Raw genomic sequence first — 27,000 nt, 5'->3', positions numbered from 1 at the left:
AAGCCCACTTGCTTAACCTCCAAACGGCACCAACGCCGTTTGTGCAGCTGGAGCGGTAATGAAAAGACATATCTTGCTTTTTCTCTTGTTGATTTCCCTTGGGGCCAGCTCCCAGGAAGCTTCCCTTATGGATAGTGCCGAGGAGAGCCCATCCACAATGGCCAATTCCCAATACTACTATAAGAACAGTGTTGACCCTTCGGGGAGTAAAACCAGTGTCGATACTGCTCCCAATACCATCGAAAAAGGGGTTACGGAAAAACTGATTGCCCAAGGCAATGATTACTATTCAAAAATGTGGTATGCGGAAGCGGCCAGAATATTCGACCTCGTCCTGGAACAGCATGGTGCGGAACATAGCATGGAACTGCTTTCCAAGGCCGGGGATTCCCATTATTTCAGTGGGAATTTGGAGAAATCCTATAAATGGTACCATGAACTGTACAGCAGGTATGCCGAAAAGATGCCTGAAGATGTTCGCTTCCGATATAACGAAACCCTAAAAGGGACCGGAAGACCCCAAAACATCAAATCTACAACTTGGAAGAGTGCCTCTTTGACCAAGATCAAGAACCTGGCCATAAATTCCCCTTATTCCGACTTCTCCCCCATGTTCCATAACAGCTCCGAGCTCGTTTTTGCCTCGGCAAGGGACACTTCTTTTCTGACCACCCGAAGATATCGTTGGACCAACCAACCCTTTCTGGACCTTTATGTGGCGCAAAAGAAAAATGAGGAAGGGGAGCTTTTCGGGACCAAAAAGTTTTCGCGAAAGATAAATACCAAGTATCATGAAGCCTCCGTGGCCTTCGCTCCGGACCAGAAAACCATTTATTTTACCCGAAACAATTATGGTAAAAAACTGAAACGGGGAAAAGAAGGGGTGAACCACCTGAAGATCTATCGCTCAAAATGGGTCGATGGTGAATGGACAGAGGCCGAGGAACTTCCGCTCAACAGTGAAAATTATTCCACCGGACACCCGGCCATCAGCCCAGATGGCAAAAAAATGTATTTCGTTTCCGATAGACCAGGCGGTTTTGGAGAAACGGACATCTATGTGGTGGATATCCACGAAAATGGAGGCTTTTCCGAACCAAAAAACCTGGGAAGAACCGTCAACACGGATGCCAAGGAGATGTTCCCTTACGTTACGGAAGGGGGGCTTTATTTTTCATCGAACAGACCTATGGGCCTTGGCGGACTGGATGTGTATCACTCCGATGTTTCCCATGGGATTTTTGGCGTGGCCGTCAATCTGGGGGAACCCGTCAACAGTATTCGGGACGATTTTTCCTATATCATCGATGCTTCCGGCCAACAGGGGTATTTCGCCTCCAACCGAAAAGGCGGTAAGGGGGACGATGACATCTATTCCTTTGTGCAAACAGAGAACCTCAACGCCATTTCCGGGGAAGTGAAAGATGTACAGACCGGGGAACTTCTTGAAGATGCGACCGTGCAGTTATTGGACAGCGAAGGGAAATTGCTTGCAGCATACAACAGTAATGCCAATGGAGGCTATATCTTCCCGAATCTTTCCCCCAATACCAAATACACCATCAAAACCGCTAAGGATGGCTATTTTGAAGATAGTAGGGCCGCCAGCACAAAAGCCAACGAGAGGATTGTGGTCAATCCCACGCTCAAAGTGGTGAACGATATCATCGATACGGAAAAAAATATCGTGTCCCTGGATCCCGAAGCCATCCATTTTGATTTTGACAGTTTCAAGGTCAGGCCAAGGGCCGCACAGGAACTGGACAAATTGGTGGCCGTATTGAAGGAGCACAAAAAACTGGTGATCAAAATTGAGGCCCATACCGATGCCATAGGCGATGCATCCTATAATAAATACCTTTCGGAGAAACGGGCCAATTCCACAAAGGATTACCTCATTTCGCAGGGTGTTGACCCTTCCCAGATTGAAAGTGCCATGGGTTATGGGGAAGAGCGTTTGTTGAACAATTGCTCGGATGGCCAACGGTGCAATGCTGAAAAACATCGCCTCAACCGACGATCGGAATTCATCATCGTGTCCCAATAAAGGGTTTTCTAAGTCCGGTTTCGTCCTTTTTTCTGCCTCATTTTCCCCTTTGTACCATTTATCGGATGTTTCTCTCGCTAAACGGTATGACCCTCTTTTGCAGTATATCGATCAATACGCGTGTTTTGCGGAATCCCGACCCATCCGCATCACTTTGGTCTTTCTTTTTGGGCATTTCGTCCCTTAGTTTTTCATCAAAGTCGTTGAATTTGAAACTTTGCCTTGTCTTTAAATCTTAAAATCTGACTTATGAAGAAACTAATACTCGTTAAAGAAATTTATTTGGAAGGCTTCCGCAACTTGGGGCACATCATCATAGAAAAATACTTTAAGGTATTTGCCTGGTTTAGCTTTGTCATGTTTTTCATCGTGCTTTATGCCTTTGTTTACAGGATGGCCACTGGCTTTGCCTTTGATTGACCAACCTTAAGCATTTAAAGAACAAAAAAGCCCGTACGCTAAGCGACGGGCTTTTTTGCTTTTATATACTAATTGTTATCTTACTTGGAAACAGGTTTGGGATCAAAATCCACCGTCCTCAAAATGGCCTCCAGTTCAAACATATAGTCTCTCTTTTCCGTGGACGGAGCAAAGGTAAATCCTTCCAGCACCATTTTCCGTTTGTTTTCCTCATCATTGATGATGTAGGTCAGGAAAGGACCGGCCATTGGGTATCCGTGGATTTCCCACATTCCCTTGACCTCCACGGCTTTCCTTCCACCTATTTCCGCAGGGAAAACGTAGGGCGCAAAGGCTTTCTCCGTAATCATGTAGGTGTCTTCATAAGGGCCTGGGATGTATTTTTCCCCGATGGAATCCCGCATCCGGACAATGTCTTCCACAAATGTGGAATCGTTCTTAAAACTGTCCCACGGCATTTCATAGGCAATGATGTTCATGGTTCCCTTCGGGATCTGGATGTCCATCCAAACGAAATTCTTTTCCCGCTTGCCCACTTTGTACAGTGACGGAACCTTTAAGCGGACGCCAAACTCTTCTTCCAAGGCCATGTCCTTGCTCAGGGAGCGGCCAAATCGCCTTTGTGCCTCCGCGATTTCCACTTGTTTGAATGCCTGTATGGCCTTTGGTGCCAAGGAATCCAGGTTTTGGATCATTGCTTCCTCCGTAGCCCCAGTGACCACCGCCACTCTTTGGGGTTTTGAATAGGCATCATCCTTGATGTGCGCCAGGGAAGTGGAATCCTGTTCCACATAAAGCACGGATCGGGAATAGGTTGTGGTTCCTTTAAAGACCTGTGGGGGTACTTGGGTGATGGTGAATATGGGTTCCCTTTGTGGAAGTCCCAATACCTGGGCCGCGAATTCGTCCCTGATCTTGTCGCCTACCGGCCCTTTCCAAAGCTCGGTGTCCATGACCACCATCAAGCTGTTCACCCCCCCGGTTGATGGGGGAAGAAATCTTTCCTTCGGGCCTGAATCCTTACAGGCTCCCAATGCCAATAAAGCCATGGCAAGGCATAGTGTCCCTAATTTTTTCATCTTGTGTTAAATTTACGAAGAACAATCGCACAATTTAAGTTTTGTGCCTGGTTTTAGGTTATTGCCACTAATACCGTTCCATTCTCGTAAATTTTCAACAGAAACCCCTGGATATTTTTTTGAAATGGTCCAAAGGGAGTCTCCGGATTGTACCGTATGCACTTTGGATCCACTGGCCGCCACACTTGTTGAAGAGGATTTTGAGCTGCTCTCCACGTAAGGTTTTCTGGGGAAGATGGTCAGTCGCTGACCTATCCTGAGGTTGTTGCTCCGAAGTCCGTTCCAGCTTTTGATCTGGCTGACCCCAACACCGTAGCGTTCGGCTATTTTGCCCAGATAGTCCCCGCTTTTTACTTTGTAACGGATCTGATCCTGTGCGGTGACCATTTCGGGCATGGTTTCCTTTTGGGATTCCAGTTCCTTTTTCACAAAGGCATAAATCTGTTCCTCATTGCTCACAAACTTGCCTATTTTGGAGGTTGGCAATCGCAACGTATAATTTTTCCCCTCTACCTTTGGGATAACATTCAGCTTATAGGCCGGGTTCAGCATTTCGAGTTCCTCGGTGCTGATGTCCACCAATTTGGAGATTTGGTCAAAGGTGATCATGCTCTTGACATGCACGGTGTCCGTTTCAAAATAGGGCCTATCGGCTTTCTTATATTGAAGGCCGTGGTCTTCGGCATATTCAAAAATGTACATGGTGGCCAAGAACGCTGGAAGATAGCCGGCCGTTTCACGTGGAAGGAACGGGCGGATGTTCCAATAGTTCTCATACCCGCCAGACCTTCGAATGGCCTTGTTCACATTGCCGGGCCCGGAATTGTAGGCGGCAAGTGCTAAGTCCCAATCGTTGAAAATTTCATAGAGCTTGGAAAGGTATTTACTGGCCGCCTTGGTCGCCATAATGGGGTCATGGCGCTCGTCCACATAACTGCTCACGTCCAGCCCATACATTTTTCCTGTGCCGTACATGAACTGCCAAAGCCCCTTGGCCCCCACTCGCGACTGTGCCCTGGGGTTAAGGGCCGATTCTATGATGGCGAGGTATTTGATCTCCAACGGAATGTTCTGGTTGTCCAGTTCCTGCTCAAACAACGGGAAGTAGAATTGACTTGCCGTCATCATGCGCTGCATCAGGTCCCTTTTGCGGGTCAAAAAGGATTTGATGACACTTTCCAAAGAGGGATTATAGACAATGTTGAACGGGGTCTTCTCGTTCATTCGTGCCAAACGGGCCTTCAAGGTGTCCGTGGGAAGGTCCACTACAAAAATGGAATCCTGTCCGGGACCATTCTGTATCTCCAAGAGCATATCGCTGAACAGGTCCGCACTGCTGTGCAGTTCTTTCAGCCAAAGGCTGTCATACCTTCTGGCCGCTTCAAGGTCCTGCAATTGGAATTTTTCCTCTCCATCCTGCTCCAGGGCAACAAATTCCCCATCGATCTTGATGTTGGACATTTTGACCGCTGGCACTTCCTCATCAGGAAACACAATGGAGTCCTGTTCCACCGATGGTATGGATTCCGACTCTTGGGCAAACAGATATGGGGTCGCGGAAAGCAACGCTGCACATACAGCAATTTTCAATTTTTGGCTCATTTGGACAGGGTTTGATTTTCTTGGGACAAACGAAAATGGGCTTTTTTTCCGAAAAAATAAAATTCCGGACCAAAAAACCAATTTTGCTTGGGTTCTCCCCAATAATCCCTAACGAAAAACTTAGTCCAATATTGCAGCGATTCCTGGTAATGTTCTGCCCTCAAGGCTTTCCAACATCGCACCGCCTCCTGTGGACACATAACTTACCTTGTCCTCAAAGCCGAATTGCTTCACGGCCGCAACGGAGTCACCGCCGCCGACCAAGGAGAATGCCCCATTTTTGGTGGCTTCGTCTATGAAATTTCCTATGGCTATGGTTCCTTTGGCAAAGCTTTCCATTTCAAAGACACCGACAGGGCCGTTCCACAGAATGGTCTTGGAATTTAGGATCACCTGTTTGAAGATTTCCAAGGTCTTGGTCCCTGCGTCCAATCCTTGCCATCCATCAGGGATCTTGTCCACATCAACAAACTGGGTGTTCGCGTTATTGTCAAAGGCATCAGCCGCCAACACATCAACGGGCAGATAGACTTTTACATTCTTGGCCTCGGCTTGTTTTAAAATATCGAGGGCCAGGTCCATTTTGTCGTCCTCACAGATGGAGTCTCCTACCTTTCCGCCATTTGCCTTGACGAAGGTATAGGTCATACCCCCACCAATGATGAGGTTGTCCACCTTGTCCAGAATATTTTCGATGATGGTGATCTTGGAAGACACCTTGGATCCTCCCAAAATGGCGGTTACTGGTTTTTCCCCGGTCTCCATCACCTTGTCGATGGCCTTTATCTCTTTGGCCAACAGGTATCCGAAGCATTTATGGTCCGGGAAAAACTGGGCCACAATGGTCGTGGAGGCATGGGCACGGTGAGCGGTACCAAAAGCATCGTTCACATAGATATCGCCCAATTGGGACAATGCTTTCGAGAAGGCCTCGTCGCCAGCTTCTTCCTCATCGTGGAAGCGAAGGTTTTCCAACAGGAGCACCTCTCCATCTTGAAGGTTTGCCACCGCATCTTCAGCTACTTTGCCCACACAGTCCTTCGCGAACTTCACTTGGACACCGATGATTTCGGAAACCGTATCAGCAATATGTGAAAGGGACATGTCCGGGTTCACCTTGCCATTGGGGCGGCCCAAGTGGCTCATGAGCACTGCGGAACCACCATCTTCCAATATTTTAACGATGGTTGGCTTTACGGCCTCTATCCTACTGGTGTCCGTGACATTGAAACTGCCGTCCAGCGGCACGTTGAAATCAACACGGATCAATGCTTTTTTTCCTTCAAAATTAAAATCATCAATAGTCTTCATGTAGTGTGTCTTTATGAGAGTCCCAAAAGTAAAGATTTCCTGCTTTTTGATCGGGAAGCTTTTGTTATATTTTCAGGGTTTGCTTTTATTATTGGGTTAATGGGTCATTGAATTGTTTAGGGTTTCAGGTTTTTTGGTTTGAAGCTTCTGACTTCTTACATCCATCTTTTCAACCTTCTAAAAAATGTATCTTTGGGACATGCTTTTCAAAAACGTTTTAGGGCTTGAGCATATCAAGAACCATTTGGTGACCACGGCCGAAACAGGCCGGGTGGCCCATGCCCAGCTCTTTGTAGGGCCGGAGGGTTCCGGTGTCCTGCCCATGGCCCTTGCCTATGCCCAGTATCTGCTCTGTGGCAATACCGGGGGCGAAAACGAGGGCGGGAACATGGCCTGCAACACCAAGTGCCAGTCACTGACGCACCCCGACCTGCATTTTGCGTTTCCCGTTTCCAATTCGGACAAGGTGAAGTCCCATGCGGTGAGCGACCATTTTTTGGACGAATGGCGCCAGTTTGTAAAGGAACAGCCCTATGGAAACCTGTTTGATTGGTACCGATTGATCGGCATCGAAAAAAAACAGGGGCAGATCGGCGTGGACGAGGCCCAGGATGTGGTAAAAAAGCTTTCGCTCAAATCGTACGAGGGTGGTTATAAGATCCTCATCGTCTGGATGGCCGAAAAAATGAACGTTTCCGCGGCCAACAAACTATTGAAACTCATTGAGGAACCTCCTCAGAAAACGGTGCTGCTCCTTTTGGCAGAAGAGGAGGAACAGATCATCAACACCATTCGGTCGCGCTGCCAGATACTGCACTTTCCCCCACTGGCCGAACAGGTGATCACCGATGAGCTTATCCGGCAAGGGGTGAACCAGACCGAGGCGTTCGCCATTGCCCAAGAGGCCAACGGTAATTTCAACAAGGCATTGGACCTGATGAACAAGGACTCCGAAGACCTCGTCTTTGAACGATGGTTTGTGCAGTGGGTCCGTAGCGCTTTCAAGGCCAAGGGCAACAAAGGGGCCATACAGGAACTCATTTTGTGGAGCGATGAGGTGTCCAAAATGGGCCGGGAGGTCCAAAAACAGTTCCTGAACTATTGCCTGAGCTTGATGCGGCAGGCTCTTTTGCTCAATTATGGCGCCAAGGAACTGGTGCACACCAAGATCCATGTGGAAGGTTTTGACCTGAACAAATTTGCCCCGTTTGTACACGAGAACAATATTTTGGATATTGTAAAGGAGTTGGAAACCGCTATTTTTCACGTGGAACGTAACGGAAACCCTAAACTGATCTTTACGGACCTATCCATAAAACTTACGCGCCTCTTGCATGCCAAGGCCGCATAAATATATTGATCCATGGATAATTTGATTTCAAATGCGACAGAGATCCTGTTGTTGCTTTTTTTGACCATTACTTTTTTGCAGAGCGGCATTGACAAAATGCTGGATTGGAAGGGAAACCTCGGCTGGCTCACCGGTCATTTTTCCAAATCCATTTTTAAGGGAAGTGTGCCTGTGCTTTTGGGGACCATATTATTGCTGGAAATGCTCTCTGGTATCCTTTGTGGTGTGGGGGTCATCCAGTTTTTGATAGACGGCAACAGCTCCATCGGATTTTTGGGCGGCGTGCTTTCTGCCATTACCCTTTTGCTGTTGTTATTGGGACAGCGCGTGGCCAAGGATTATGCCGGGGCCCAGACCATTGTGGTGTATTTGATCCCCACCGTATTTTTGGTGTATTTGATGCAGTAGATTATTTGAAAAATGATAGGAGATTATCTTTATCCTAAAGACGGCCAAATTATTGGCATAGAATATTTTCTTCAATCTGTTGGGAGTTGGGATTTTGAAAATGCCACAAACAAATTACTTGCCGATTTAGAACAAGAAATTGCAAGTCTCAAAGTCGAGAATATTCATGCTTTGATGCAAAAAAACTATATGGTTCAAATGAAATTATATTTTGCAGAAAAAGAATTGCAAGCTTTGGCAGAAATGCGGATACTTTATCTGTACAAACACTTTGAAATTTATCTCAAGTTGCTTCTCATACAGGTATTCAGAGATGCGGATGAGAGGAATCTTTATAAATGGGAAGAAACAAAGAAATTTCTTAAAAGAAAAGGTGTGAGAATTGGAGACATTGATAATCACAACGAAATAGATGAACTTAAAAAGGTTAGTGATGCTATCAAGCATTCTTATTCTATCATAGGAGAAAAGACAAAAACAATCAAGGAATTTAAAGGAAAAAATTTGTTGTCATCCCAAGACTTAATCAATTTCTATAATAGAGTAAAGCATTCCGTGTTAGGGTTTATAATATCTTTAATTGGTAAAATTCAAATAGAGGAATAAGTCAAAAAGCCCGCTCAAAAGAACGGGCTTTTCGTTATCTTTTTTAAAAGATTTACTCCTCGTATTTATCATTCAAGATCTTAAGGATGGCGTCGGTGAGGTCTTGGGTATCCTCGCCATAAAGTACGGCACCACCATCACCACCTCCCAAGATATAGGTATAACCATTTTCCTTTCCATATTTCTGGATTTCCTTTTTCACTTTTTTCACCAAGGAATCCATTTGGGTCTGGCTGGTCTGTTGCAACTGTTGTTCTTCCTGTTGCAATTGCTGTCCCACAAACTGTCCACGCTGTTGCAACTGGGCGTATTCCTCTTGCGCATTCTTTTGTGACATTTTCTCCGCCCTGCCCTGGAAATCCTGCAGCTCCATCTGGAAGGCTTGGGAAATACTGTCCCTCTTCTTGCCCATCGCATCGGCCTTGGTCTTGAACCTCGCCTCAAGATCGATCCGTTCCTGATAATCGTCCATCAGTTTCACGCTGTTCACAAAACCGATCTTGTTCTGTTGGCACGCCATGGCGATCAAAGCAATGGCAAGTACTCCTAATTTTTTCATCTTTCACGTTTTAAATGATGCGCAAAAATAGAAAAGCTTTTGGAATGCTTTCAACATCTTTCCAGGAACTGAAAAATTAGTTTTTCCCTGTCATAAATAAAATTTATGGGAATCGCATGTTAAAATCGCCTACGGTTATTGTTTTTGGGTCGCATAAACGGGCTCTGTGGCCGATTTTTTTAAAGGGAATGGCATTGTGGGACCTTGTATCCAATCGTGGAACAGCGGACCTGAAAACGCTTATTTCTTCCGTTTGAGGATGTAGATGAGGGAAGAATGCTCTTTGTTGAAGATGGCCGCCAGGTTGGACCATAAACCGACGAAAAAGGCACAGGGTAGATACCATTTATTGCCTTTGTATTTTTCCGACAACATGGACACATAAAACGCATCGAACCACATGGGACGGATGGATGCAACTTCCATTCCGTGCCGATCAAAAAGTTTGGCGATGGAAGTTTTTGAAAAATGCCAGAGGTGTCTTGGCACATCATAGCCCGCCCAAAAGGATTTATAATATTTTGCGTCGAATGATTTGAAATTGGGGACAGCGATGATCAATGTCCCGTCTTCTTCCAAAAGCGAGGAGATGTCACTTATTTGGTCTTGAAGATTGGGAAGGTGTTCCAGGACATGCCAAAGGGTGATGGTTTGGAACGTTGTTCCGGAAAACCGCTCCAGTGTCGGTTCCAAGGTCACGCCCTTTTGCAAAGCGAGCTGTCTAGCCTTGTCATTGGGTTCCACTCCGGCAACTTCATACCCCTTCGATTTGGCCAAAACCAAAAAATCACCCGTTCCTGCACCGATATCCAATAAACTATTGGGCTTATTTTTCTGATTATCAATAAGTTGAATCTTATTTCGGAGGTTTTTTTGCTTTACGGCCTGGTAAAGTTTATCCGTGAACGACTTTTGGGAGTCCGTGTGGGAAATATAGTCCTCACTTTCGTAATACATGGCAAGATTCTCTGGCTGGGGGCTTGTAACCAACATATCCAGATCTTCATCCAGGTGGAGTTCAAAGTCTTCTTTGGAAACCGAAAAGTCTTTAGTTTTTAAAAACAACTTCATTATAATTGTCTGTGGCCAAGTATTCGTTTTTCAGGTTTCGAAGATAGGGCAAAACTACGTCCCTTGAAACTGACCCTTCCTTTAAAACATCATCTTCTGAATGGCTAAAGACTTCCATGGCAATGTACCAATTTCCTTTTCGGGACGTATGGATTTCTTCAAACACAGGGTCCATATCGGCTGCTTGTGATAAAACCCCATCCACGACCAGCGGGAGCAGATTAATGGTTTTGGTCGGGATTTCAACTTCATAAAATGAAAAGAAAAAAGATTTTCCTTCAACTTCAAAAGGAACCTCTACATCCACATAGTAATCCTCGAGGTGGAATTTTGTGTTGATGTACTGATAAAATTCGTTGGCGTCCTTTGGGTCTTCAAAAACAAAAATGGTTTTCTTGGGCAATCCCCTTTTGAATTTTTTCCCTTTGGTGATCTTGTAATCTTTTATGTTTGGAGCTATCCGTAACGGAATGCAAGAGCTTGCACAGAGGACGGATAAAATAATCAGAAATCTTTTCATGATGGTTTGGCTTGAACCAACTTCCATCAAAAATTAAGCCATACCGCATAGGGAAAGTAAAATCTTAAAACAGTGTTCCACGTGGAACAAACCTATTTTTATCTCCCCAAAAAGACCAAAAGCACACTAATGTCCGCTGGGGAAACACCGCTGATTCGGGAGGCTTGCGAAATGGTCACAGGACGAATGGACTCTAACTTTTCTCTTGCCTCATAGGAAAGTGATTTTAATTTGGAGTAATCAAAATCATCGGGAATGCGGACATTCTCCAAACGATGCAATTTGTCGGCATTGCTCTTTTCTTTTTCGATATATCCCGAATATTTCACTTCAATTTCTGCTTGCTCCAATACCTCCGTGTCCAGATCATGCTCTCTCACAAAATCGGAAACAGAATCCAGTTGAAGCATATGGTCCATGGTCACCTTTGGTCTGGAAAACACCTTAAAAAGTTTGTCGGATTGACGTACCGCTGCTGAATCAACTGCCTCTAAAATAGGGTTCATTTCTTCCGGGTCGAAACTGGTTTTCTTGAAAAAGTCAACGAAGTGTCTGGACTTTTCCTGCTTATCCTCCATCCTTCTCAACCGTTCTTCTTTTACCAGTCCGATCTCATATCCCTTGGGGGTAAGCCTCAAATCCGCATTGTCCTGTCTCAATAAGGTTCGGTACTCCGCCCTTGAAGTGAACATTCGGTATGGTTCTTCGGTTCCCTTCGTAATCAGATCATCCACCAAAACACCGATATAAGCCTCATCCCTTTTGAGCACAAAAGGTTCTTTTTCATTGATCTTTAAATGCGCATTGATGCCGGCCATAAGACCTTGTGAAGCGGCCTCTTCATAGCCCGTTGTACCATTGATCTGTCCCGCGAAATACAGGTTATTGACCAACTTTGTCTCAAGCGTATGCTTCAATTGTGTGGGTGGAAAGTAATCATATTCTATAGCATATCCTGGCCTAAAAAACTTCACATGCTCAAAACCTTTTACAGACTTCAGGGCTTTATATTGAACATCTTCGGGCAAGGAAGTTGAGAAGCCATTTACATAAACCTCAACGGTATTCCAGCCTTCTGGTTCAACAAAAATCTGGTGGGCATCCTTGTCCGCAAAACGGTTGATCTTGTCCTCAATGGAAGGACAGTAACGAGGGCCTATACTTTGTATCCTGCCGTTGAACATAGGAGATCGATCAAACCCTTCACGCAAAAGATCGTGCACCAACGCACTGGTGTGGGTCATATGACAGTCTCTTTGAACTTTCAAAACGGGAGTATCCAAATACGAGAATTTTTCTGGTTTGGCATCTCCGGGCTGCGGGATCATTTTATCATAATCCAAGGAACGGCCATCGACCCTTGGCGGGGTTCCGGTCTTCATCCGGCCACTATCAAAACCTAATTGAACCAACTGTTCCGTAATTCCGGTGGCAGCCTTTTCGCCGGCTCTTCCCCCTCCAAACTGTTTCTCTCCGATATGGATGAGCCCGTTCAAAAAAGTTCCGTTGGTAAGCACAACAGCCTTGGAACGAATCTCTATTCCCAACGATGTTCGCACACCAACGACCTTGTCTTTTTCAATCAATAAGCCCGTTACCATCTCTTGATAGAAATCGGCATTGGGTGTGTTTTCCAAAGCCATTCGCCACTCCTCTGCAAAGCGCATACGATCGTTCTGGGCACGTGGGCTCCACATGGCGGGACCTTTGGATTTATTGAGCATCTTAAATTGGATGGCGGACTTGTCCGTGATGATTCCACTATATCCTCCAAGAGCATCTATCTCACGAACTATTTGGCCCTTGGCTATTCCACCCATTGCAGGGTTGCAGGACATCTGTCCAATGGTCTGTAGGTTCATGGTGACCAAAAGCGTAGTGGAACCCATGTTCGCGGCAGCAGCTGTAGCTTCTGCTCCTGCGTGGCCTCCCCCAACTACGATAACGTCATATTCCTTCTCAAACATACCTATTGTTCCACGTGGAACATTTTAATTTTCTCTTCTTCCTTTCTTCTCATTTCAGCCTTCTCCTCAACGGCTTTGTCTCCATACCCCATGAGGTGTAACAGTCCGTGAGACATCACCCTGAGGAGTTCATTTTCAAAAGCAACACCAAAAGCATCGGCATTCTCCTTCACTCTTTCCGTTGAAATAAATATGTCGCCTGAAATGCTCTTTCCTTTCGTGTAATCAAAAGTGATGATGTCCGTAAGTGTATCGTGGTTCAAGTACTGCTTATTGAGTTCCAACAAATAGTCATCTGTGCAAAAAATATAGTCAATCTGACCAGCGACATAAGACTCAGATTCCAAAATTCTAGTTATCCAATCGGAATAATTGGTCTTTTCTTCCAGAATAAGATCAGATTTAAAATGGAACTCGATCATTATCAAAATACACTTTTACCTTCTTCTCAAAATTTTGCCGCAAAGGTAGTGCTTGTCTGTTTAATATCTCAATGTCGTTCTGGTAATCTTTGAGCAGTTCGGGCTTGGTAATAATGGGGTTGGTATAATCAATCTTATTCCCTGTGCTCTCACGTTGTTCTTTCATCCCTTGCTCCATGGCCGCATTTTCCAACTTCATCAATTGGTGTTGGATGTTGTTTGCCTTCGTGCGATTTCTTTCCGTGATGCCATTCTCCAATAGATCGTTCTCGAAATCCTCCATCTGCATCAATAGCTTTTTGGCCAAATCCTGATCTTCCTTTCGAATCATGTCCTGCAGTTGTTCCTCCAACTTTTGCCTGAGGTATTGTTGCTCCTTGTAAATCTCATAGATCTCACTCATACCCATTTCATCGGAACCATTATTGCGTTTTCCTTCGGCTTCACCATTCTCGTTCTCTTGTCCATTCTTTCCTTTCTGCCCCTGTTCCTTTGCCTCGCCATCATCGCTTTGTTGTTTTCCTTCGCCTTGGGAGCCTTGTTCCTTTTCCCCTTCCTTGGGCTTACTCCCCTGTTGTCCCTCACCTTCCATTTTCTCTTGGATGCTTTGCTGCCCCTTAATAATATCCGGCAACTGAAAATCCTGACCATCACTGCCTCCCTGTCCAGAACCCATATTCTGTTGCATATTGTCAAGAATATTCGCCAAAAAATCGGCCAATGCATTGGTGGCATTTATCACATACTGCTGATATGATGCCCCTTGATAAATTTGGTTCTCGGCAATGCTTTCGAGTGACTTGTCAATGTTGTAATAGACCTCTGTGATCTGCTCGTTCACAAATTCGGATAGTTCTACCCTTCGGAGAGAAAGTGCAAACAAACTATCATCCACATGCTCAAAAAGTCGTCTCAGATTCTGTTGGTCCTTTACAGTTCGCGAGAACTGGGAAATATCGGCATCCGCCACTTGAAGGTTGTCAAAAAGCTTTTCTTGCTTGAAGGAAAACGTGACCAAATTGTCCAAGATCTGTCGTAACATTTCGGCATCTTCAGAATCACTGGCCCCTCCACCGCCACTGGCACTTTGTTGCAACGCTTGGCTCATTTCCTTCATTTTATGGGCAGCGGACTTTTGTTTTTTGGATGCATTGTTCTGGGATTTCTGCTGCTGATTGTTCTGCGAAGATTGCTCATCCCCTTGTTGCTTGTTGATTTCCTCTAGTGCATCCTTTTGATCTTGCTTGATGGACTCCGTCTCCTTTTTGCTCGTGTTGATGTCAATAGGCTTTTTGAGTTCTTCGTTGTCCTTCTCCACCTCTCTTATTTCTTTCTCAATCTGATTGAAATCCTCGTTCAGCTTTTGTTGCTCCTTATCGGAAAAATCTTGTCCAAGTTTGAGTTCGGACAAGGTGCTTTGCTTTTCAGAAAGCTTATCGAGTTCCTTGGCAATCTGAGCCACCTTTTCGGTAACATAATACCGTTTGGTGAGTTCCAGAATCTGCTCCAGGTTTCGCGTGTTCTTTCCTTGGTTTTTGCCCAATTCCTCTAACCGTTGTTGTAGTTCTTCTTTGTTGATCTTATCAGCCAACTTGTTGAGTTCGTCCAGCAGTGCGGCATTTTTCTTTGCTTCCAATTCTTGACGTTCCAAACGTTCTTGGAGTAATTTCTTCATTTCACTATTCTCGTTCTTGCCAATGCTCTCCTTTAACTCATTGCTGAACTTCTTCATCAGCTCCTCTTGTTGCTGCTGCTTTTGTAGAAAATCCTTGATCTGGTTCTTGTCCTCAAAACGCAATGACCTTTCCTCCTTTTGGTTTTGGTTGATTTTGGATAATGTCTGTTCCTGTTCCTTGAACTTCTCCAAAGAATTGCCCATTTTGGACAAAGTAGAATTTTGAAACTCCAACTCTTTGTTTTTCAATTGATTATCGTCTAAAAAAGTAGTTGAGAACGTCTTGCTTTTGGTGACTTTGCCCCCTCTAATACCATCATTGTCAACCACTTCGAAGAAAATCTTATAATCTCTCCCAGGCTCCAACTGCAGTCCTGAAGGAAAGGTGTAATAAAATTGATAGACATTGGTGCCGGGACGCTCCAAAGTCATCCGTTGGATATCCTCATTGTCATCACTGGGAAAACACACCAATCGGATGGACTGGATGCCATAATCGTCAGCAGCTTGGCCTGTATAAAATGATTGGTTTGGGTTAAGGGAATCCAAAACCTGCTCTACCCTCACCGTGGCATTTGCATCCTTGACAATATCCAATGAATACGCCAATCGCTCAAAATTGGAGACATGTTCATTTGCCGTGCTCAGCTCATACTCAAAGTCATTGAAGAACCTATTGCTGAACGCGAAAGTATTTTCCTCCTTACTGAACCCTTGGACGGTGTCCTTCGTGGTCATATCAATTCGGCCGATATGCAAACCTTCAATCCACCAACTCACCTTGGTACCTTCGGGAATGCTGGCATTGCCCGTTCCGGTGATAGTTTCCGATGGCCTGTTGAGATACCTTGGAAAATCCAATTGCATTTCAAAATCCGTCAATGCAGGTGTAGCAAAACTTTTGATGGTATAGCTCTGCGAATCCCAGCCGTTGGCGGTTAGGTAAAAACTGGTTTCGGCAACAGGTGCCTCGAACGTATAGGTGTAAATGCCTCCCTCCTGCTTCAACAACAATTCTTTGCCCTCAACGACCATAAAAACACTCTCCGGCCGAACATCTCCTTCAATACCAACTTGCACCGTGAGAGGTTCACTGTCCAACACTTCAAGTTTTTCATTCAATATTCTAAAAGTGAATGGCGCCGGTCGTTCATAGGCCAAATCGTAGTTAACTACGCGATCGTAGGAGTTGAAAAAAGAAACAATATTGCCCGTCACCCAAATCAACCCCAACAACATCAAAGGGATGATGATATACTTGGCGTACCGATAGCTTTCCTTAAAATTGATGGCCTCAGAAAAAGGAACAGTGCCGAGGCTCTTGGACCGTTGCTCAATACTGGCCATCAGAAGATCCGATCTATTGGGGTTGTCCGAAAGCTCGAGCAGGTTATACAATTTATCATCCACTTCGGAGAAATGCTTCCCGATCAATTGGGAGGCTTCCTTGTTGCCGATACCCTTTCGTATCTTGAACAAATACATCAAGGGAACCGCAATGAACCTGTAGAGCAGGAACAATTCGACCAATATGAAGAGCCAAAACAGCGTCAGTCGCCATCCTTGGTTCAGCCATAGCAAGAATTCCAAGGACATGACGGCAATCCAAAAAAGCAAACCCAAGCTCAAAAAAAGGAGCGTTCCCTTGATCAATTGCTTGGTATAAAACCTTTTGGTAAAGCTTTCCAGCTTGGTCAATATGTCCTGATAGCTGTTCAAAATCGATGTTATTTGCCACCAAATTACCTGATCCTGAATTAATCAGAAGAAATTTTTTGTTAAACCTTGAAAGGATTGGCCCCAAAACAAAAGCAAAGGGTTCTTTCCATCGCTTCCCAAATCAGCCCACAGAATGTATCTTTGCAGCACAACTACTATAGCATGAGTGAGAAAGTAAGGGTTCGTTTTGCCCCCAGCCCCACGGGGCCATTGCATATCGGCGGTCTGCGCACCGCATTGTTCAACTACCTCTTTGCCAAAAAAAATGGCGGTGATTTTCTGCTTCGCATTGAGGATACGGACCAGAACCGTTATGTAGAAGGTGCAGAGGAATACATCATTAACGCCCTCAACTGGTGCGGGATTCCTTACGATGAAGGACCCGGCAAAGAAGGTGCATACGGTCCCTACCGCCAGAGTGAACGCAAAAACCTGTACGAAGCCTATGCTTTGGATCTCATCGAAAAAGGAAAGGCTTATTATGCTTTCGACTCATCCGAAAGTCTGGACAACCACCGAAAAGATCACGAGGCAAAAGGGAAAACTTTTATCTATAATTGGCACAACCGATTGAAGTTGGTCAATTCCCTTTCACTTTCGAAAGAAGAGGTACAACAAAAACTGGATGCCGGGGAAGAATATGTCATCCGGTTCAAATCGCCAGAGAATGAACAATTGTTGTTGAACGACATCATCCGGGGAGAGATTAAAATAGACACCAACATTTTGGATGATAAGGTCCTTTTCAAAAGTGATGGCATGCCCACGTATCACTTGGCCAATATTGTGGACGACCATTTGATGAAGATTACCCACGTAATCCGTGGTGAAGAATGGTTGCCCTCTTTGGCACTCCACCAACTGCTCTACGATGCTTTTGGATGGAAAGCTCCGCAGTTTGCACATTTGCCCCTTATCATGAAACCTGTTGGGAAGGGCAAGTTGAGCAAACGTGATGGGGAAAAGGGCGGATTTCCTGTATTTCCATTATCGTGGAACGAATCCGAAGGCTACAAGGAAGCTGGCTTTTTTCCAGAAGCGGTGGTCAACTTTTTGGCCCTATTGGGCTGGAACCCAGGCACTGAACAGGAAATCTTTACCTTGGAAGAATTGGTGCAGAGCTTCAGTTTGGAGCGCGTGAACAAATCCGGGGCCCGTTTTGACCCAGAAAAGAACAAGTGGTATAATCAGCAGTGGATGCAGCTGAAAAGTGATGCTGAACTGGCTGGAATATTCTCAAAAGACCTTGAAAAACAATTGGGTGAGAAAGCAAAAACTTTCAGCTCGGATTATGTAACCAAAGTAGTTTCGCTCATCAAGGAACGGGCAAGCTTTGTATCCGAACTTTGGGATTTGGGGAATTATTTTTTTGAATCCCCATCTACTTACGATGAAAAAGCGGTGAGCAAACAATGGAAAGAAGATACCCCACAGATCATGGAAGCAGTTGTGGGTATTTTGGAAGGCATTGACAACTTTGACTCTGCTGCTGTGGAAGCCCAAGTGAAGGAATGGATATCCGAGAAGGAACTTTCCTTTGGAAAAGTGATGCCCCCTTTGCGGTTGGTCATTGTCGGGGAAATGAAAGGCCCACACCTGTTCGATATTATGGAGCTCATTGGCAAGGAAGAAAGCATCCACCGAATAAAAAAGGCCATTTCTACTTTGTAGAATTGACGGATGTGTAACAAAACTTGATCGATGGCTACTTATGATGTACCAGAGTTTTGTAATTTCCAGTTGTAACATAAAAACCAAAAAGCCATGGGCAATTATTTCTTGATCCCGATTGTATTCGTAGCGCTTATCATTCTGTTTAAGTTCTTCTTTATCGTAAAACAACAGACTGCAGTGGTCATTGAACGGTTCGGCCGTTTCCAGAGCATCCGAAATTCCGGACTGCAAATGAAGATTCCCCTTGTGGACCGTATCGCGGGCCGCCTCAGCTTGAAGATCCAACAGCTTGATGTGATCGTTGAGACCAAGACCAAGGATGATGTGTTCGTAAAACTGAAGGTTTCCGTCCAATATGTCGTCATCAAGGACAAGGTGTATGATGCTTTCTATAAATTGGAATATCCGCACGACCAGATCACTTCCTACGTATTTGATGTGGTGCGTGCCGAAGTGCCCAAGATGAAACTGGACGATGTATTCGTGAAAAAGGATGACATTGCCATCGCCGTGAAAGCCGAACTGCAAGATGCCATGTTGGATTATGGGTATGACATCATCAAGACCCTTGTGACCGATATTGACCCCGATGCCCAGGTGAAGGCTGCCATGAACCGTATCAATGCTTCGGAGCGTGAAAAAATCGCCGCACAATTTGAAGGGGATGCCGCAAGGATTCTCATCGTGGAAAAAGCAAAGGCCGAAGCGGAGAGCAAAAGGCTTCAGGGACAGGGTATTGCCGACCAACGCCGTGAAATAGCACGCGGTCTGGAAGAATCCGTAGAGGTGTTGAACAAGGTGGGCATCAATTCACAGGAGGCCTCTGCCCTGATCGTGGTGACCCAACACTATGACACACTCCAGGCCATTGGTGAGGAGACCAACACCAACCTTATCCTGTTGCCAAACTCCCCACAAGCGGGCAGTGACATGCTCAACAACATGGTGGCCTCGTTTACCGCGAGCAACCAAATTGGTGAGGCCATGAAAAAACAGAACAAAAAGAAGGAGGAGTAATCTCTTTTTCACACAAGAACAAAAAAGGCACCGAAATCGGTGCCTTTTCCATTTAAAGTATAAGGGTGGACTATTTAAATTTTTTCAAAATCTTGCTCAGCAGTAAGGACAGCGTCAACTTTTTCGTCACTCCCCCAATGCCTCCCAAAATATTGACCGGATATAGTTCCTCCTTCGTATTCTGAAAAGCAAGTTTTAGTTTTTCCTTGTCGATTTCCCGTTGCAGCTGCAAAATCTTGATATCTTGATCTATCTCTTTGAATGAACTGTACTTTCTCTCTCTCATAACCAATCAAAATAAAATTCAGAAAATGTTCGCAACAAGGGCGCTTCCAATCGCTTCCGGAAAACATAGAGCAAAAAGCCCATCAGCACATAAAACCCACCAACTACCAGGAATCCACCGGCATTGCTGTCCATCAGGTCCCCTATCCAAAAGGAAGCCGCAATGGAGAGGAAGAGTAACGCCATGGCCGCCATCGCACCTATGAACAGTGCTTTTGCGGTCACCGTGATCCCTTGCATCAGCGACTTGAAGCTCTTCAATCGATAATATTGGAGGCTACTGTCCACATAGGATCTGGTACTGTCCTCGGCTTCCTTTATGTGTTCCTTGATATCGAACAGAGACATAGGTTATTTTTGAAGTTGTGCGTTCTTCTTTCTTAGGTCTTCCAATTTCTTTTCCAAGGCCACAATGATGTCGTCCGCCTTGTAGCTCATATTGGACAAGGTGTCCTCTAACTTTGCTTCAAATTCAGCTTTCTTGGCATCGGCCGTCTTGGTCAGTTCATCCTTGATATTGGATATGCTGGATGAAATATCGTCTTTGGCCTTTATGGCGCTGTTCTTGATTTTTTTTCTGGTCTTCTGTCCCTTGTCGGGCGCATACAAAATTCCAACTCCTGCTCCAACCACTGCACCTGTCAAAAGGGCCACCAATACATTTCCACTATTGTTTGACATATTTTTTAAATTTTTAAAGGTTAATAAATCATTTTTTGTTCTGCACTTTCACTCGGAAAATGCTTCTCATCCTAAATTATGGAAAGCGGCAAATCCAACTTGATGCTATCCATGCAAAGATTGACGCTGAAACTAAAAAAGTGTGAAAAAATGAAAATAAAGCCCAAAAATGGCTCTTTTCCGCCTTCGGGAAGCAAACGGGTGGTCCCAAAATGAAAATGCATAAAAAAGGCCCAGAAAGGGCCATTTTGTATAGTTAAATGTTATTGTGGAAACAACTTTGATAGTTATTTGCGATGCTATTCTTTTTGGTCCAATTTGGCCCAAGTGTCCCGCAAGGGTACTGTCCGGTTAAAGACCAAATGCTCTTTTGTGGAATCTTTGTCCACATTGAAATAGCCCATACGCTGAAACTGAAATTTCTCCCCGACCTGTGCGTCTTTTAAGCTGGGCTCCAAATATCCCGTGACCTTTTCCAAAGAATCCGGATTGATGAATTCCATAAAATCCTTATCCTTGTGCGCCCCGGGTGTCGGGTCCGTGAAAAGGCGATCGTACAATCTCACCTCGGCCGTTACCGCATGTGGAATGGAAACCCAATGCAGGGTACCCTTTACTTTTCTCAAGCTTTCCTCCGTACCGGAACCGCTACGGCTGTTCGGGTCATAGGTGCATTGTACCTCGATGACATTTCCGTCAGCATCTTTGGTGCAGCTTTCGGCCTTGATGATGTAGCCGTTCTTCAACCTGACCTCACCTCCAAGCTTCAACCTAAAAAATTTGCGATTGCCCTCTTCCCTAAAGTCCTCCTGTTCAATGTACAGTTCCCTGGAAAATGGTACTTGTCGGTATCCCGCGGATTCGTCTTCCGGATTGTTCTCTGCTTCCAACCATTCTTCCTTGCCCTCTTCATAGTTGGTTATGACCAGTTTTAATGGGTCCAGCACCGCCATAACTCTAGGGGAAACCTTGTTCAAATGTTCCCGCACATGGAATTCCAAAAGGGACACATCCACCACATTGTCACGCTTGGCGATTCCAATGGTGTCCGCAAAGTTCCGAATGGACTCCGGAGTATATCCTCTTCTACGCAATCCTGATATGGTGGGCATCCTTGGATCGTCCCATCCAGCCACAACACCACTTTCCACCAACTGGAGCAATTTCCGCTTACTCACAATGGTGTGGCTCAGGTTCCTACGGGCAAACTCACGCTGCTTTGGACGAAGTTTTTCTTTAGATACCAATTGGTCCAAAAACCAATCGTAGAGCTCCCTGTGCGGCAAAAACTCCAGTGTACATAAGGAATGTGAGACTTGCTCTATATAATCGCTCTCCCCATGGGTCCAGTCATACATGGGGTAAATACACCAATCGGTATTTGTTCTGTGGTGGGGTTTGTGAAGAATCCGGTACATGACTGGATCCCGCATCAACATGTTGGTAGAAGCCATGTCTATCTTTGCCCTCAGCACATGTGCACCCTCCTTGAAGTCACCGTTTTTCATGCCCTCAAAAAGCTGGAGGTTCTCCTCAACGGAACGGCTCCTGAAAGGACTGTTCTTACCGGGCTCTGTGGGCGTTCCTTTCTGAGCGGCCATGTCCTCTGAGGATTGGCTATCCACATAGGCCTTTCCTTGTTTGATTAGCGCAACGGCCCAGTCATACAATTGTTGGAAATAATCAGAAGCATAACATTCCGTGTCCCATTCATAGCCCAACCAAGCGACATCTTCCTTGATGGCCTCCACGTATTCCTTTTCTTCCTTCGCAGGATTGGTGTCATCAAAACGGAGGTTCACGGGCGCATTGTACCGCAGTCCCAATCCAAAATTGAGACATATGGAACTGGCGTGGCCAATGTGCAGATACCCATTGGGCTCTGGGGGAAAACGGAACCGAAGGCTGTCCGGAGCATACCCGCTCCTTAGGTCTTCTTCTATGATGTGTTCGATAAAATTCAGCGATCTAACTTCTTCCGCCATATCAAAAATTTGAAGCGCAAATGTAGCAAATCCGCTCTTCATAGCTATGATTCACGCTTTAGAGTATACAAAGAAAGCCATTTCACAACACTTTTGGAGCTGCCTACAACAATATCTTTCCTTTCGACGAAAATAAAAACATCTTTGTTATTGGAATACTATACGAAAAAGGCCGTCAAAAACAGCCTTTTGAACTAATTACAATTAAGGGGCACAAACTAACTAGGGCATTATTGCCCATAACCTCTTAAAATCTAATGGAGATGAAAACAAATGGTTCAACGTATAGCATACTGGTTCTGGCCATGGCTTTTATGCTATTTGGTACCAGCACAGTACAGGCCCAGGTGCTGAACAAACCCGTACCTGCCGACAATCCCAATCTTCCTGGAAACTCAGCTTGGACCGCAGCCTGTGCCTCTGCCGGATTCAACGAATACTTTGTGAACTTTACGTGGATGCCTCCCATGGTAAATTCCAACAACGTGTTCATCCTAGAGCTTTCAGATGCGGATGGTTACTTCGGTTCACCCACAGAATTGGCCAGGGTGAGCGATAAAAATGCCACTTTGGATTTTGAGTTCAAGTTTTCATTGCCCACCGAAACGCGTGGCGAAAACTTCAAGTTCAGGGTAAGAAGTACCAGCCCAGCAAAGACCAGCCCGGCATCGGACGCCTTTTCCATGTATTTCATTGATTATAACTCTCCATTGTTGATCAGTGAAAACGGAAATGGTTCAATCCCCTCCGGCGGTGAGATCCAAATCTGTGGCGGTGGGTCCGTGACCTTGAAACCACACAATATTCCCAATGCTAGCACCTACCGCTACAATTGGTATAGAAGCGGGACGCTATTGCCCGAAAAAACCGAAAGCATAACTGTTTCAAATCCAGGAATGTATTATGTGGAATTGGACTATGGCTCTGTCTGTTCAGGTTCTGCCAACACCCTTTCCAATACGATAACAATAAACACAGGAAACAGTACAGGCATTGCCCTCAATGGTGCAAGCAGCGTAAGTGTCTGTCCCGGCGACTCACATGTCCTTGAGGCCAATATCTCCGGAGGAGGTTACACCTACACGTGGTACAAAGATGGAAATGTCATAAGCGGCCCAACGGTCAATGCCAGCACCCATACCATCAACACAAACACTTCAGGTTTTGAAGGTGCTTATGCAGTTGAAATAGGTGGTTCGGGAATATGTAAGGAAAAATCAGCTGCTGTTACGGTGTCGTCCGCAGGCTCTTTTGATGTGACCTTGGCAAACCAACAAAACATTGTGCTGTTGCCTTCACAGACCAAAACCCTTTCTGTGGGCACAACGGCCGCATCACCCACCTTCCAGTGGTATAAAAACGGCTCGGCCATTTCAGGGGCAACCAATAATTCATTGGATATCAATTCAATAGGTGAGTACTATGTAGAGGTGACCCAAAATGGCGGACCCTGTGCAGCGGCTCCCATAGCTTCGGCAAAGACAACCGTGGTTTCGCCTGATTCTTTTGAATTTGAAATCGATTTTGTAGGCACTTATACCGCATGTGAAAATACAGATGCCACCCTAAGTCTGACCGCTATCCATGCTGTTAGCAACACTGGAGCGAAAACAAACGTGACCGCAGACCTACAATCCTCCTTCGCCTATCAATGGAAATGGAACGGGAATGTGATCACCGGGGAAGCGTCAAAGACCATCACCCTCTCCAGCCATGAGAAAAATGGTTCCTATTCCTTGACCGGGACCATAGATGCCTTCAATGCGTCATCCAACAGCAAGGAAGTGAAGTTGAGGATCAACGAATCCCTTCAAATAAGTGCCAACGGCACAGTACTTTGTGAAGGTGGTGAGGCCATTGTCCTTACCAGCTCCATGGATCTTTCGGGCAAATCCTTTGAATGGAAAAAAGATGGGGTTGTCATTGATACGTCATCTGAAAGTTTGACCGCGAGTGAAACCGGTGCCTATGAGCTTATCCTAAAAGAATATGATTGTCCGCTTACTTCCAACAAAGTCAACGTTAGTGCCTTTGACGAGTCATTGTTGGTGCTGGACAAGCCCAAGGACCTCATCATCATAGAAGGGGAGACCAAAACGATCACCGCAAGCGGTGCCGACTCCTACGAATGGTATGATGCGGGCAACAATTTGATATCATCACAAGACTCTTATGGCTTCCAAGAGGAAGGGGAATACCTTTTGGTCGCCAGCTTTGGAACTTGCACCGTAAGCAGGGTCATCACAGTCACTTATAGGGACATGTTTGCCATACCCAATGTCATCACAGCCAACGGGGATGGTATCAACGACCTTTGGGTGCTGCCCAATACCTATTCCCGGGACCCAAATGTTCTTGTCACCATCTTCAATGAAAGGGGAGAACAGGTTTTCAGCCAAGCAGGCTATGAAAACAACTGGCCGCAATCCACCACATCGTTCAACAAACAGAGCATGATCTTCTATTACAAGATCACCAAGGGTGGCAAAAGCCTGAAACAAGGAACCATAACTGTTATTAAATAAGCAGAAATGCACACCAAAAAACCTCTACTACTACTTACATCAATCTTGCTACTTGTCTTTTCCGGAATGCGCGGACAGGAAGAGGACTATTATGTACCTTACAATGTCCCTTCCCAGAACTTGTTGAAATTCAATAGGTTTTTGATAAATCCAACGTTTTCCACGGTTCGTGAAGACAAGTCCTATATCAATTTGTTTCACAGAAACCAATCGGTATCTTTTGATGACAACAATCAGGTCTATTTCTTGAGCTATAGTGGTAGGGTCAGTGACAGAAGTGGTGTGGGTCTTAGCTTGTTCACCAACCGCGAAGGGCTTTTCAATAACTTCGGTGTACATGCCAACTATGCTTATGGTGTGCGTTTGGGGCTGAAGAGCTCCTTTACCTTCGGGGCCAATGTGAGTTACTATCAAAGTGCTTTCAACCAGGACAGGGCAAATTCCATAGAGGAAGACCCGTTTTTGAACACCTTGGAAAGTAGTTCTTTGGTAAGTTTTCAGCCTGGTTTCAACTTTTCCGTTGGTCGTTTTGATATTGGTGGTTTTGCAGAAAATCTGTTCGATTATAACCTGAAAACCAGCGAATCCGTTACTGAATTCAACGAAAAAACCTATTCGGGCCACCTACAATATACCCATCAGTTTGAAAATGGTAGGGGTATCATGGAAAGTGCGCGCTTAATGCCGTTGGCCAGAGTACGAAAAGTGGGGGAGGAAAACCTTACACTGGGCGGAAACCTCATTCTCGATTTGCCAAAATTGGGTTGGTTGCAAGCGGGATATGATGACTTCTACGGAGCGTCCGCGGGGCTTGGTTTCAACCTGACCAAAAACATTTCACTGGGATATACCGTGGAAAAGGGCCTCTCCAACGAATTTGAAAACTTTGGCGTGAGCCACGAAATCTCCTTGGCCTATTCCTTTACCCCCAACCTCACCGAAGATCGTGTGATGTTGGAGAAAGAGAACGAATCCTTGGTGGAAAATGAAAATGTGCCACAGGATAGCCTGAACATTACCGAAAAAGACTTTGAAATAGCCCAACTCAAAGAAAAATTGGCCGAAAACGATGCCATCCTTGATGAACTCTTGATGCGCCAAGATTCCATTGAGACCAACAGAAGGCAAGATCTGGAAAGAAGATTCGAGACCGTTATGAAAATGGTGAAACGGGAGACCAACGGCCAAAATCCTGCCTTGGAAGAAAAGGCCAAGCAACTCTATTTCTCCAATATGGACACCGCAGATATTGTGTCCAGAAAAACACAGCCCCTTTCCAACCATGGTCTGACCAACACAACGGCGGCCAAGAAAGTCATTCGTTTGGAGGACAATAAGGCCAATCCACAAGCTGATGTAGTAGCAAGCTTACCTGTGAAAAGAGATAATACCAATCGTTCTTTTTCAGGGAACAAAGCTCGTTTCAAATCGCACAGTGTTCCCAACGTACAAAGTGGCCATTATTTGATTGCCAATGTGTTCAGGGATGCCGACAATGTCAGTGCGTTCATTGAAGAACTGAAAGCGCAGGGCATAGATGCGGATTATTTTGAAAACCCAAAGAACGGGCTCAACTACGTTTACATTGGCGATTTTGAGAACAAGACCGAAGCACTGGCTGCCTATCGCACCAAAATGAACGGTGCCTATAGCGGCGATGCCTGGATCATGAACGTCAACGGCGGGGATACCACAATTGGTGGCTATACTGCCGTAGAAAGTGGGGCAAAATCCAAGTACGGGAACAGCGTGCTACACAAAAATGTGGCCGGCAAGGGAAAAGGAGCTTCTGGAATTTCATACAGCTCACACTCCATTGATGGGCTTCCTTCGGGCTTTTACATTATAGCCAATGTCTTTGAAACCTCATCGAGCGCAACGCAATTTGTAAAAGAGCTGAATTCCAAAGGATTGAATGCCAGTTATTTCATCAACCCAAATGACAAGTTGAGATACGTGTACCTTAAAAAACACGAGACCTGGGGCAATGCACTGACATCATACTATACGAAGCTGAACGCCTCGTATGATGATGAGATGTGGATCTTGAGAATTAAACCTAACCGAACCGTATAG

At 45.3% G+C, this 27,000-nt stretch carries 22 protein-coding genes; 9 read left to right on the top strand and 13 right to left on the bottom strand.

All coding sequences use genetic code 11. The features are described from left to right. Positions 1 to 58: 58 nt before the first annotated feature. Both SD450_RS02960 and SD450_RS02955 read left to right on the top strand, forming a co-directional pair. Positions 59 to 2,047 (top strand): OmpA family protein, encoded by a 1,989-nt coding sequence (locus SD450_RS02960; RefSeq protein WP_318343150.1) that lies wholly within the window; start codon positions 59 to 61, stop codon positions 2,045 to 2,047. A 249-nt stretch (positions 2,048 to 2,296) separates the two neighbouring features. Next, a complete protein-coding gene (locus SD450_RS02955; RefSeq protein ID WP_318343149.1) occupies positions 2,297 to 2,467 on the top strand; it encodes a DUF6747 family protein in 171 nt (56 codons plus the stop codon). Positions 2,468 to 2,547: 80 nt separating this feature from the next. On the opposite strand, the gene SD450_RS02950 is transcribed toward SD450_RS02955, so the two are convergent. The 3 genes from SD450_RS02950 to SD450_RS02940 form a co-directional block, all read right to left on the bottom strand. After that, entirely contained in the window at positions 2,548 to 3,546 is a 999-nt protein-coding gene (locus tag SD450_RS02950) for a DUF4837 family protein (protein WP_318343148.1), read from the bottom strand. 12 nt (positions 3,547 to 3,558) lie between these two features. After that, positions 3,559 to 5,148 carry a lytic transglycosylase domain-containing protein gene (locus tag SD450_RS02945; protein WP_318343147.1) on the bottom strand — a complete coding sequence of 530 codons (1,590 nt, stop codon included), beginning with the start codon at positions 5,146 to 5,148 and terminating at the stop codon, positions 3,559 to 3,561. A gap of 120 nt (positions 5,149 to 5,268) precedes the next feature. Beyond that, positions 5,269 to 6,459 carry a phosphoglycerate kinase gene (locus SD450_RS02940; protein WP_318343146.1) on the bottom strand — a complete coding sequence of 397 codons (1,191 nt, stop codon included), beginning with the start codon at positions 6,457 to 6,459 and terminating at the stop codon, positions 5,269 to 5,271. Positions 6,460 to 6,658: 199 nt separating this feature from the next. Between SD450_RS02940 and SD450_RS02935 the strand changes: the two genes are divergently transcribed. From SD450_RS02935 to SD450_RS02925, 3 genes are read left to right on the top strand one after another with little or no spacing between them, the layout of a single operon-like run. Next, the gene (locus tag SD450_RS02935) at positions 6,659 to 7,810 is read left to right on the top strand and encodes a DNA polymerase III subunit (protein ID WP_318343145.1); all 1,152 of its coding nucleotides are present in this window, start codon (positions 6,659 to 6,661) and stop codon (positions 7,808 to 7,810) included. A 12-nt stretch (positions 7,811 to 7,822) separates the two neighbouring features. Continuing rightward, on the top strand, positions 7,823 to 8,218 hold the full coding sequence (locus tag SD450_RS02930; protein WP_318343144.1) for a DoxX family protein: 396 nt from the start codon (positions 7,823 to 7,825) through the stop codon (positions 8,216 to 8,218). A 12-nt stretch (positions 8,219 to 8,230) separates the two neighbouring features. Further along, the gene (locus tag SD450_RS02925) at positions 8,231 to 8,824 is read left to right on the top strand and encodes a hypothetical protein (RefSeq protein WP_318343143.1); all 594 of its coding nucleotides are present in this window, start codon (positions 8,231 to 8,233) and stop codon (positions 8,822 to 8,824) included. A 52-nt stretch (positions 8,825 to 8,876) separates the two neighbouring features. Here the strand turns inward: SD450_RS02925 and SD450_RS02920 are convergent, their stop codons facing one another. The 6 genes from SD450_RS02920 to SD450_RS02895 all read right to left on the bottom strand — a co-directional run bounded on the left by SD450_RS02920 (position 8,877) and on the right by SD450_RS02895 (position 16,757). Next, positions 8,877 to 9,383: an OmpH family outer membrane protein gene (locus SD450_RS02920; RefSeq protein ID WP_318343142.1), complete on the bottom strand. Its 507-nt coding sequence runs from the start codon at positions 9,381 to 9,383 to the stop codon at positions 8,877 to 8,879. A 240-nt stretch (positions 9,384 to 9,623) separates the two neighbouring features. Beyond that, positions 9,624 to 10,454, bottom strand: coding sequence for a class I SAM-dependent methyltransferase (locus SD450_RS02915; protein WP_318343141.1), 831 nt, complete (start codon positions 10,452 to 10,454; stop codon positions 9,624 to 9,626). Then, on the bottom strand, positions 10,432 to 10,974 hold the full coding sequence (locus SD450_RS02910; protein WP_318343140.1) for a hypothetical protein: 543 nt from the start codon (positions 10,972 to 10,974) through the stop codon (positions 10,432 to 10,434). The genes SD450_RS02915 and SD450_RS02910 overlap by 23 nt, the downstream gene beginning before the upstream one ends. A gap of 98 nt (positions 10,975 to 11,072) precedes the next feature. Further along, a complete protein-coding gene (gene mnmG / locus SD450_RS02905) occupies positions 11,073 to 12,941 on the bottom strand; it encodes a tRNA uridine-5-carboxymethylaminomethyl(34) synthesis enzyme MnmG (protein WP_318343139.1) in 1,869 nt (622 codons plus the stop codon). Positions 12,942 to 12,943: 2 nt separating this feature from the next. After that, on the bottom strand, positions 12,944 to 13,363 hold the full coding sequence (gene ybeY / locus SD450_RS02900) for an rRNA maturation RNase YbeY (RefSeq protein ID WP_318343138.1): 420 nt from the start codon (positions 13,361 to 13,363) through the stop codon (positions 12,944 to 12,946). Continuing rightward, positions 13,344 to 16,757, bottom strand: a complete 3,414-nt coding sequence (locus SD450_RS02895) for a hypothetical protein (protein ID WP_318343137.1) — start codon at positions 16,755 to 16,757, stop codon at positions 13,344 to 13,346. The genes ybeY and SD450_RS02895 overlap by 20 nt, the downstream gene beginning before the upstream one ends. Before the next feature lie 162 nt (positions 16,758 to 16,919). Here SD450_RS02895 and gltX point away from each other — a divergent pair, with 162 nt between their 5' ends. Together gltX and SD450_RS02885 are read left to right on the top strand one after the other, a co-directional pair. Next, on the top strand, positions 16,920 to 18,428 hold the full coding sequence (gene gltX, locus SD450_RS02890; RefSeq protein WP_318343136.1) for a glutamate--tRNA ligase: 1,509 nt from the start codon (positions 16,920 to 16,922) through the stop codon (positions 18,426 to 18,428). Positions 18,429 to 18,521: 93 nt separating this feature from the next. Then, positions 18,522 to 19,448 carry an SPFH domain-containing protein gene (locus tag SD450_RS02885; protein WP_318343135.1) on the top strand — a complete coding sequence of 309 codons (927 nt, stop codon included), beginning with the start codon at positions 18,522 to 18,524 and terminating at the stop codon, positions 19,446 to 19,448. 70 nt (positions 19,449 to 19,518) lie between these two features. Here the strand turns inward: SD450_RS02885 and SD450_RS02880 are convergent, their stop codons facing one another. The 4 genes from SD450_RS02880 to SD450_RS02865 form a co-directional block, all read right to left on the bottom strand. Beyond that, positions 19,519 to 19,734 carry a DUF6327 family protein gene (locus SD450_RS02880; RefSeq protein ID WP_318343134.1) on the bottom strand — a complete coding sequence of 72 codons (216 nt, stop codon included), beginning with the start codon at positions 19,732 to 19,734 and terminating at the stop codon, positions 19,519 to 19,521. Continuing rightward, on the bottom strand, positions 19,731 to 20,081 hold the full coding sequence (locus SD450_RS02875) for a phage holin family protein (protein ID WP_318343133.1): 351 nt from the start codon (positions 20,079 to 20,081) through the stop codon (positions 19,731 to 19,733). Before SD450_RS02875 ends, SD450_RS02880 begins: the two co-directional genes overlap by 4 nt. A 3-nt stretch (positions 20,082 to 20,084) precedes the next feature. Then, on the bottom strand, positions 20,085 to 20,414 hold the full coding sequence (locus SD450_RS02870) for a YtxH domain-containing protein (protein WP_318343132.1): 330 nt from the start codon (positions 20,412 to 20,414) through the stop codon (positions 20,085 to 20,087). A gap of 299 nt (positions 20,415 to 20,713) precedes the next feature. Beyond that, positions 20,714 to 22,399 (bottom strand): glutamine--tRNA ligase/YqeY domain fusion protein, encoded by a 1,686-nt coding sequence (locus tag SD450_RS02865; RefSeq protein WP_318343131.1) that lies wholly within the window; start codon positions 22,397 to 22,399, stop codon positions 20,714 to 20,716. Between the two features lie 263 nt (positions 22,400 to 22,662). Here SD450_RS02865 and SD450_RS02860 point away from each other — a divergent pair, with 263 nt between their 5' ends. Further along, on the top strand, positions 22,663 to 24,924 hold the full coding sequence (locus SD450_RS02860; RefSeq protein WP_318343130.1) for a T9SS type B sorting domain-containing protein: 2,262 nt from the start codon (positions 22,663 to 22,665) through the stop codon (positions 24,922 to 24,924). Positions 24,925 to 24,930: 6 nt separating this feature from the next. Continuing rightward, positions 24,931 to 27,000 carry a PorP/SprF family type IX secretion system membrane protein gene (locus tag SD450_RS02855; RefSeq protein WP_318343129.1) on the top strand — a complete coding sequence of 690 codons (2,070 nt, stop codon included), beginning with the start codon at positions 24,931 to 24,933 and terminating at the stop codon, positions 26,998 to 27,000.

This window comes from Flagellimonas baculiformis (assembly GCF_033441575.1).
GTDB lineage: Bacteria > Bacteroidota > Bacteroidia > Flavobacteriales > Flavobacteriaceae > Flagellimonas > Flagellimonas baculiformis.
This window is presented reverse-complemented; position numbering and strand designations above follow the sequence as displayed.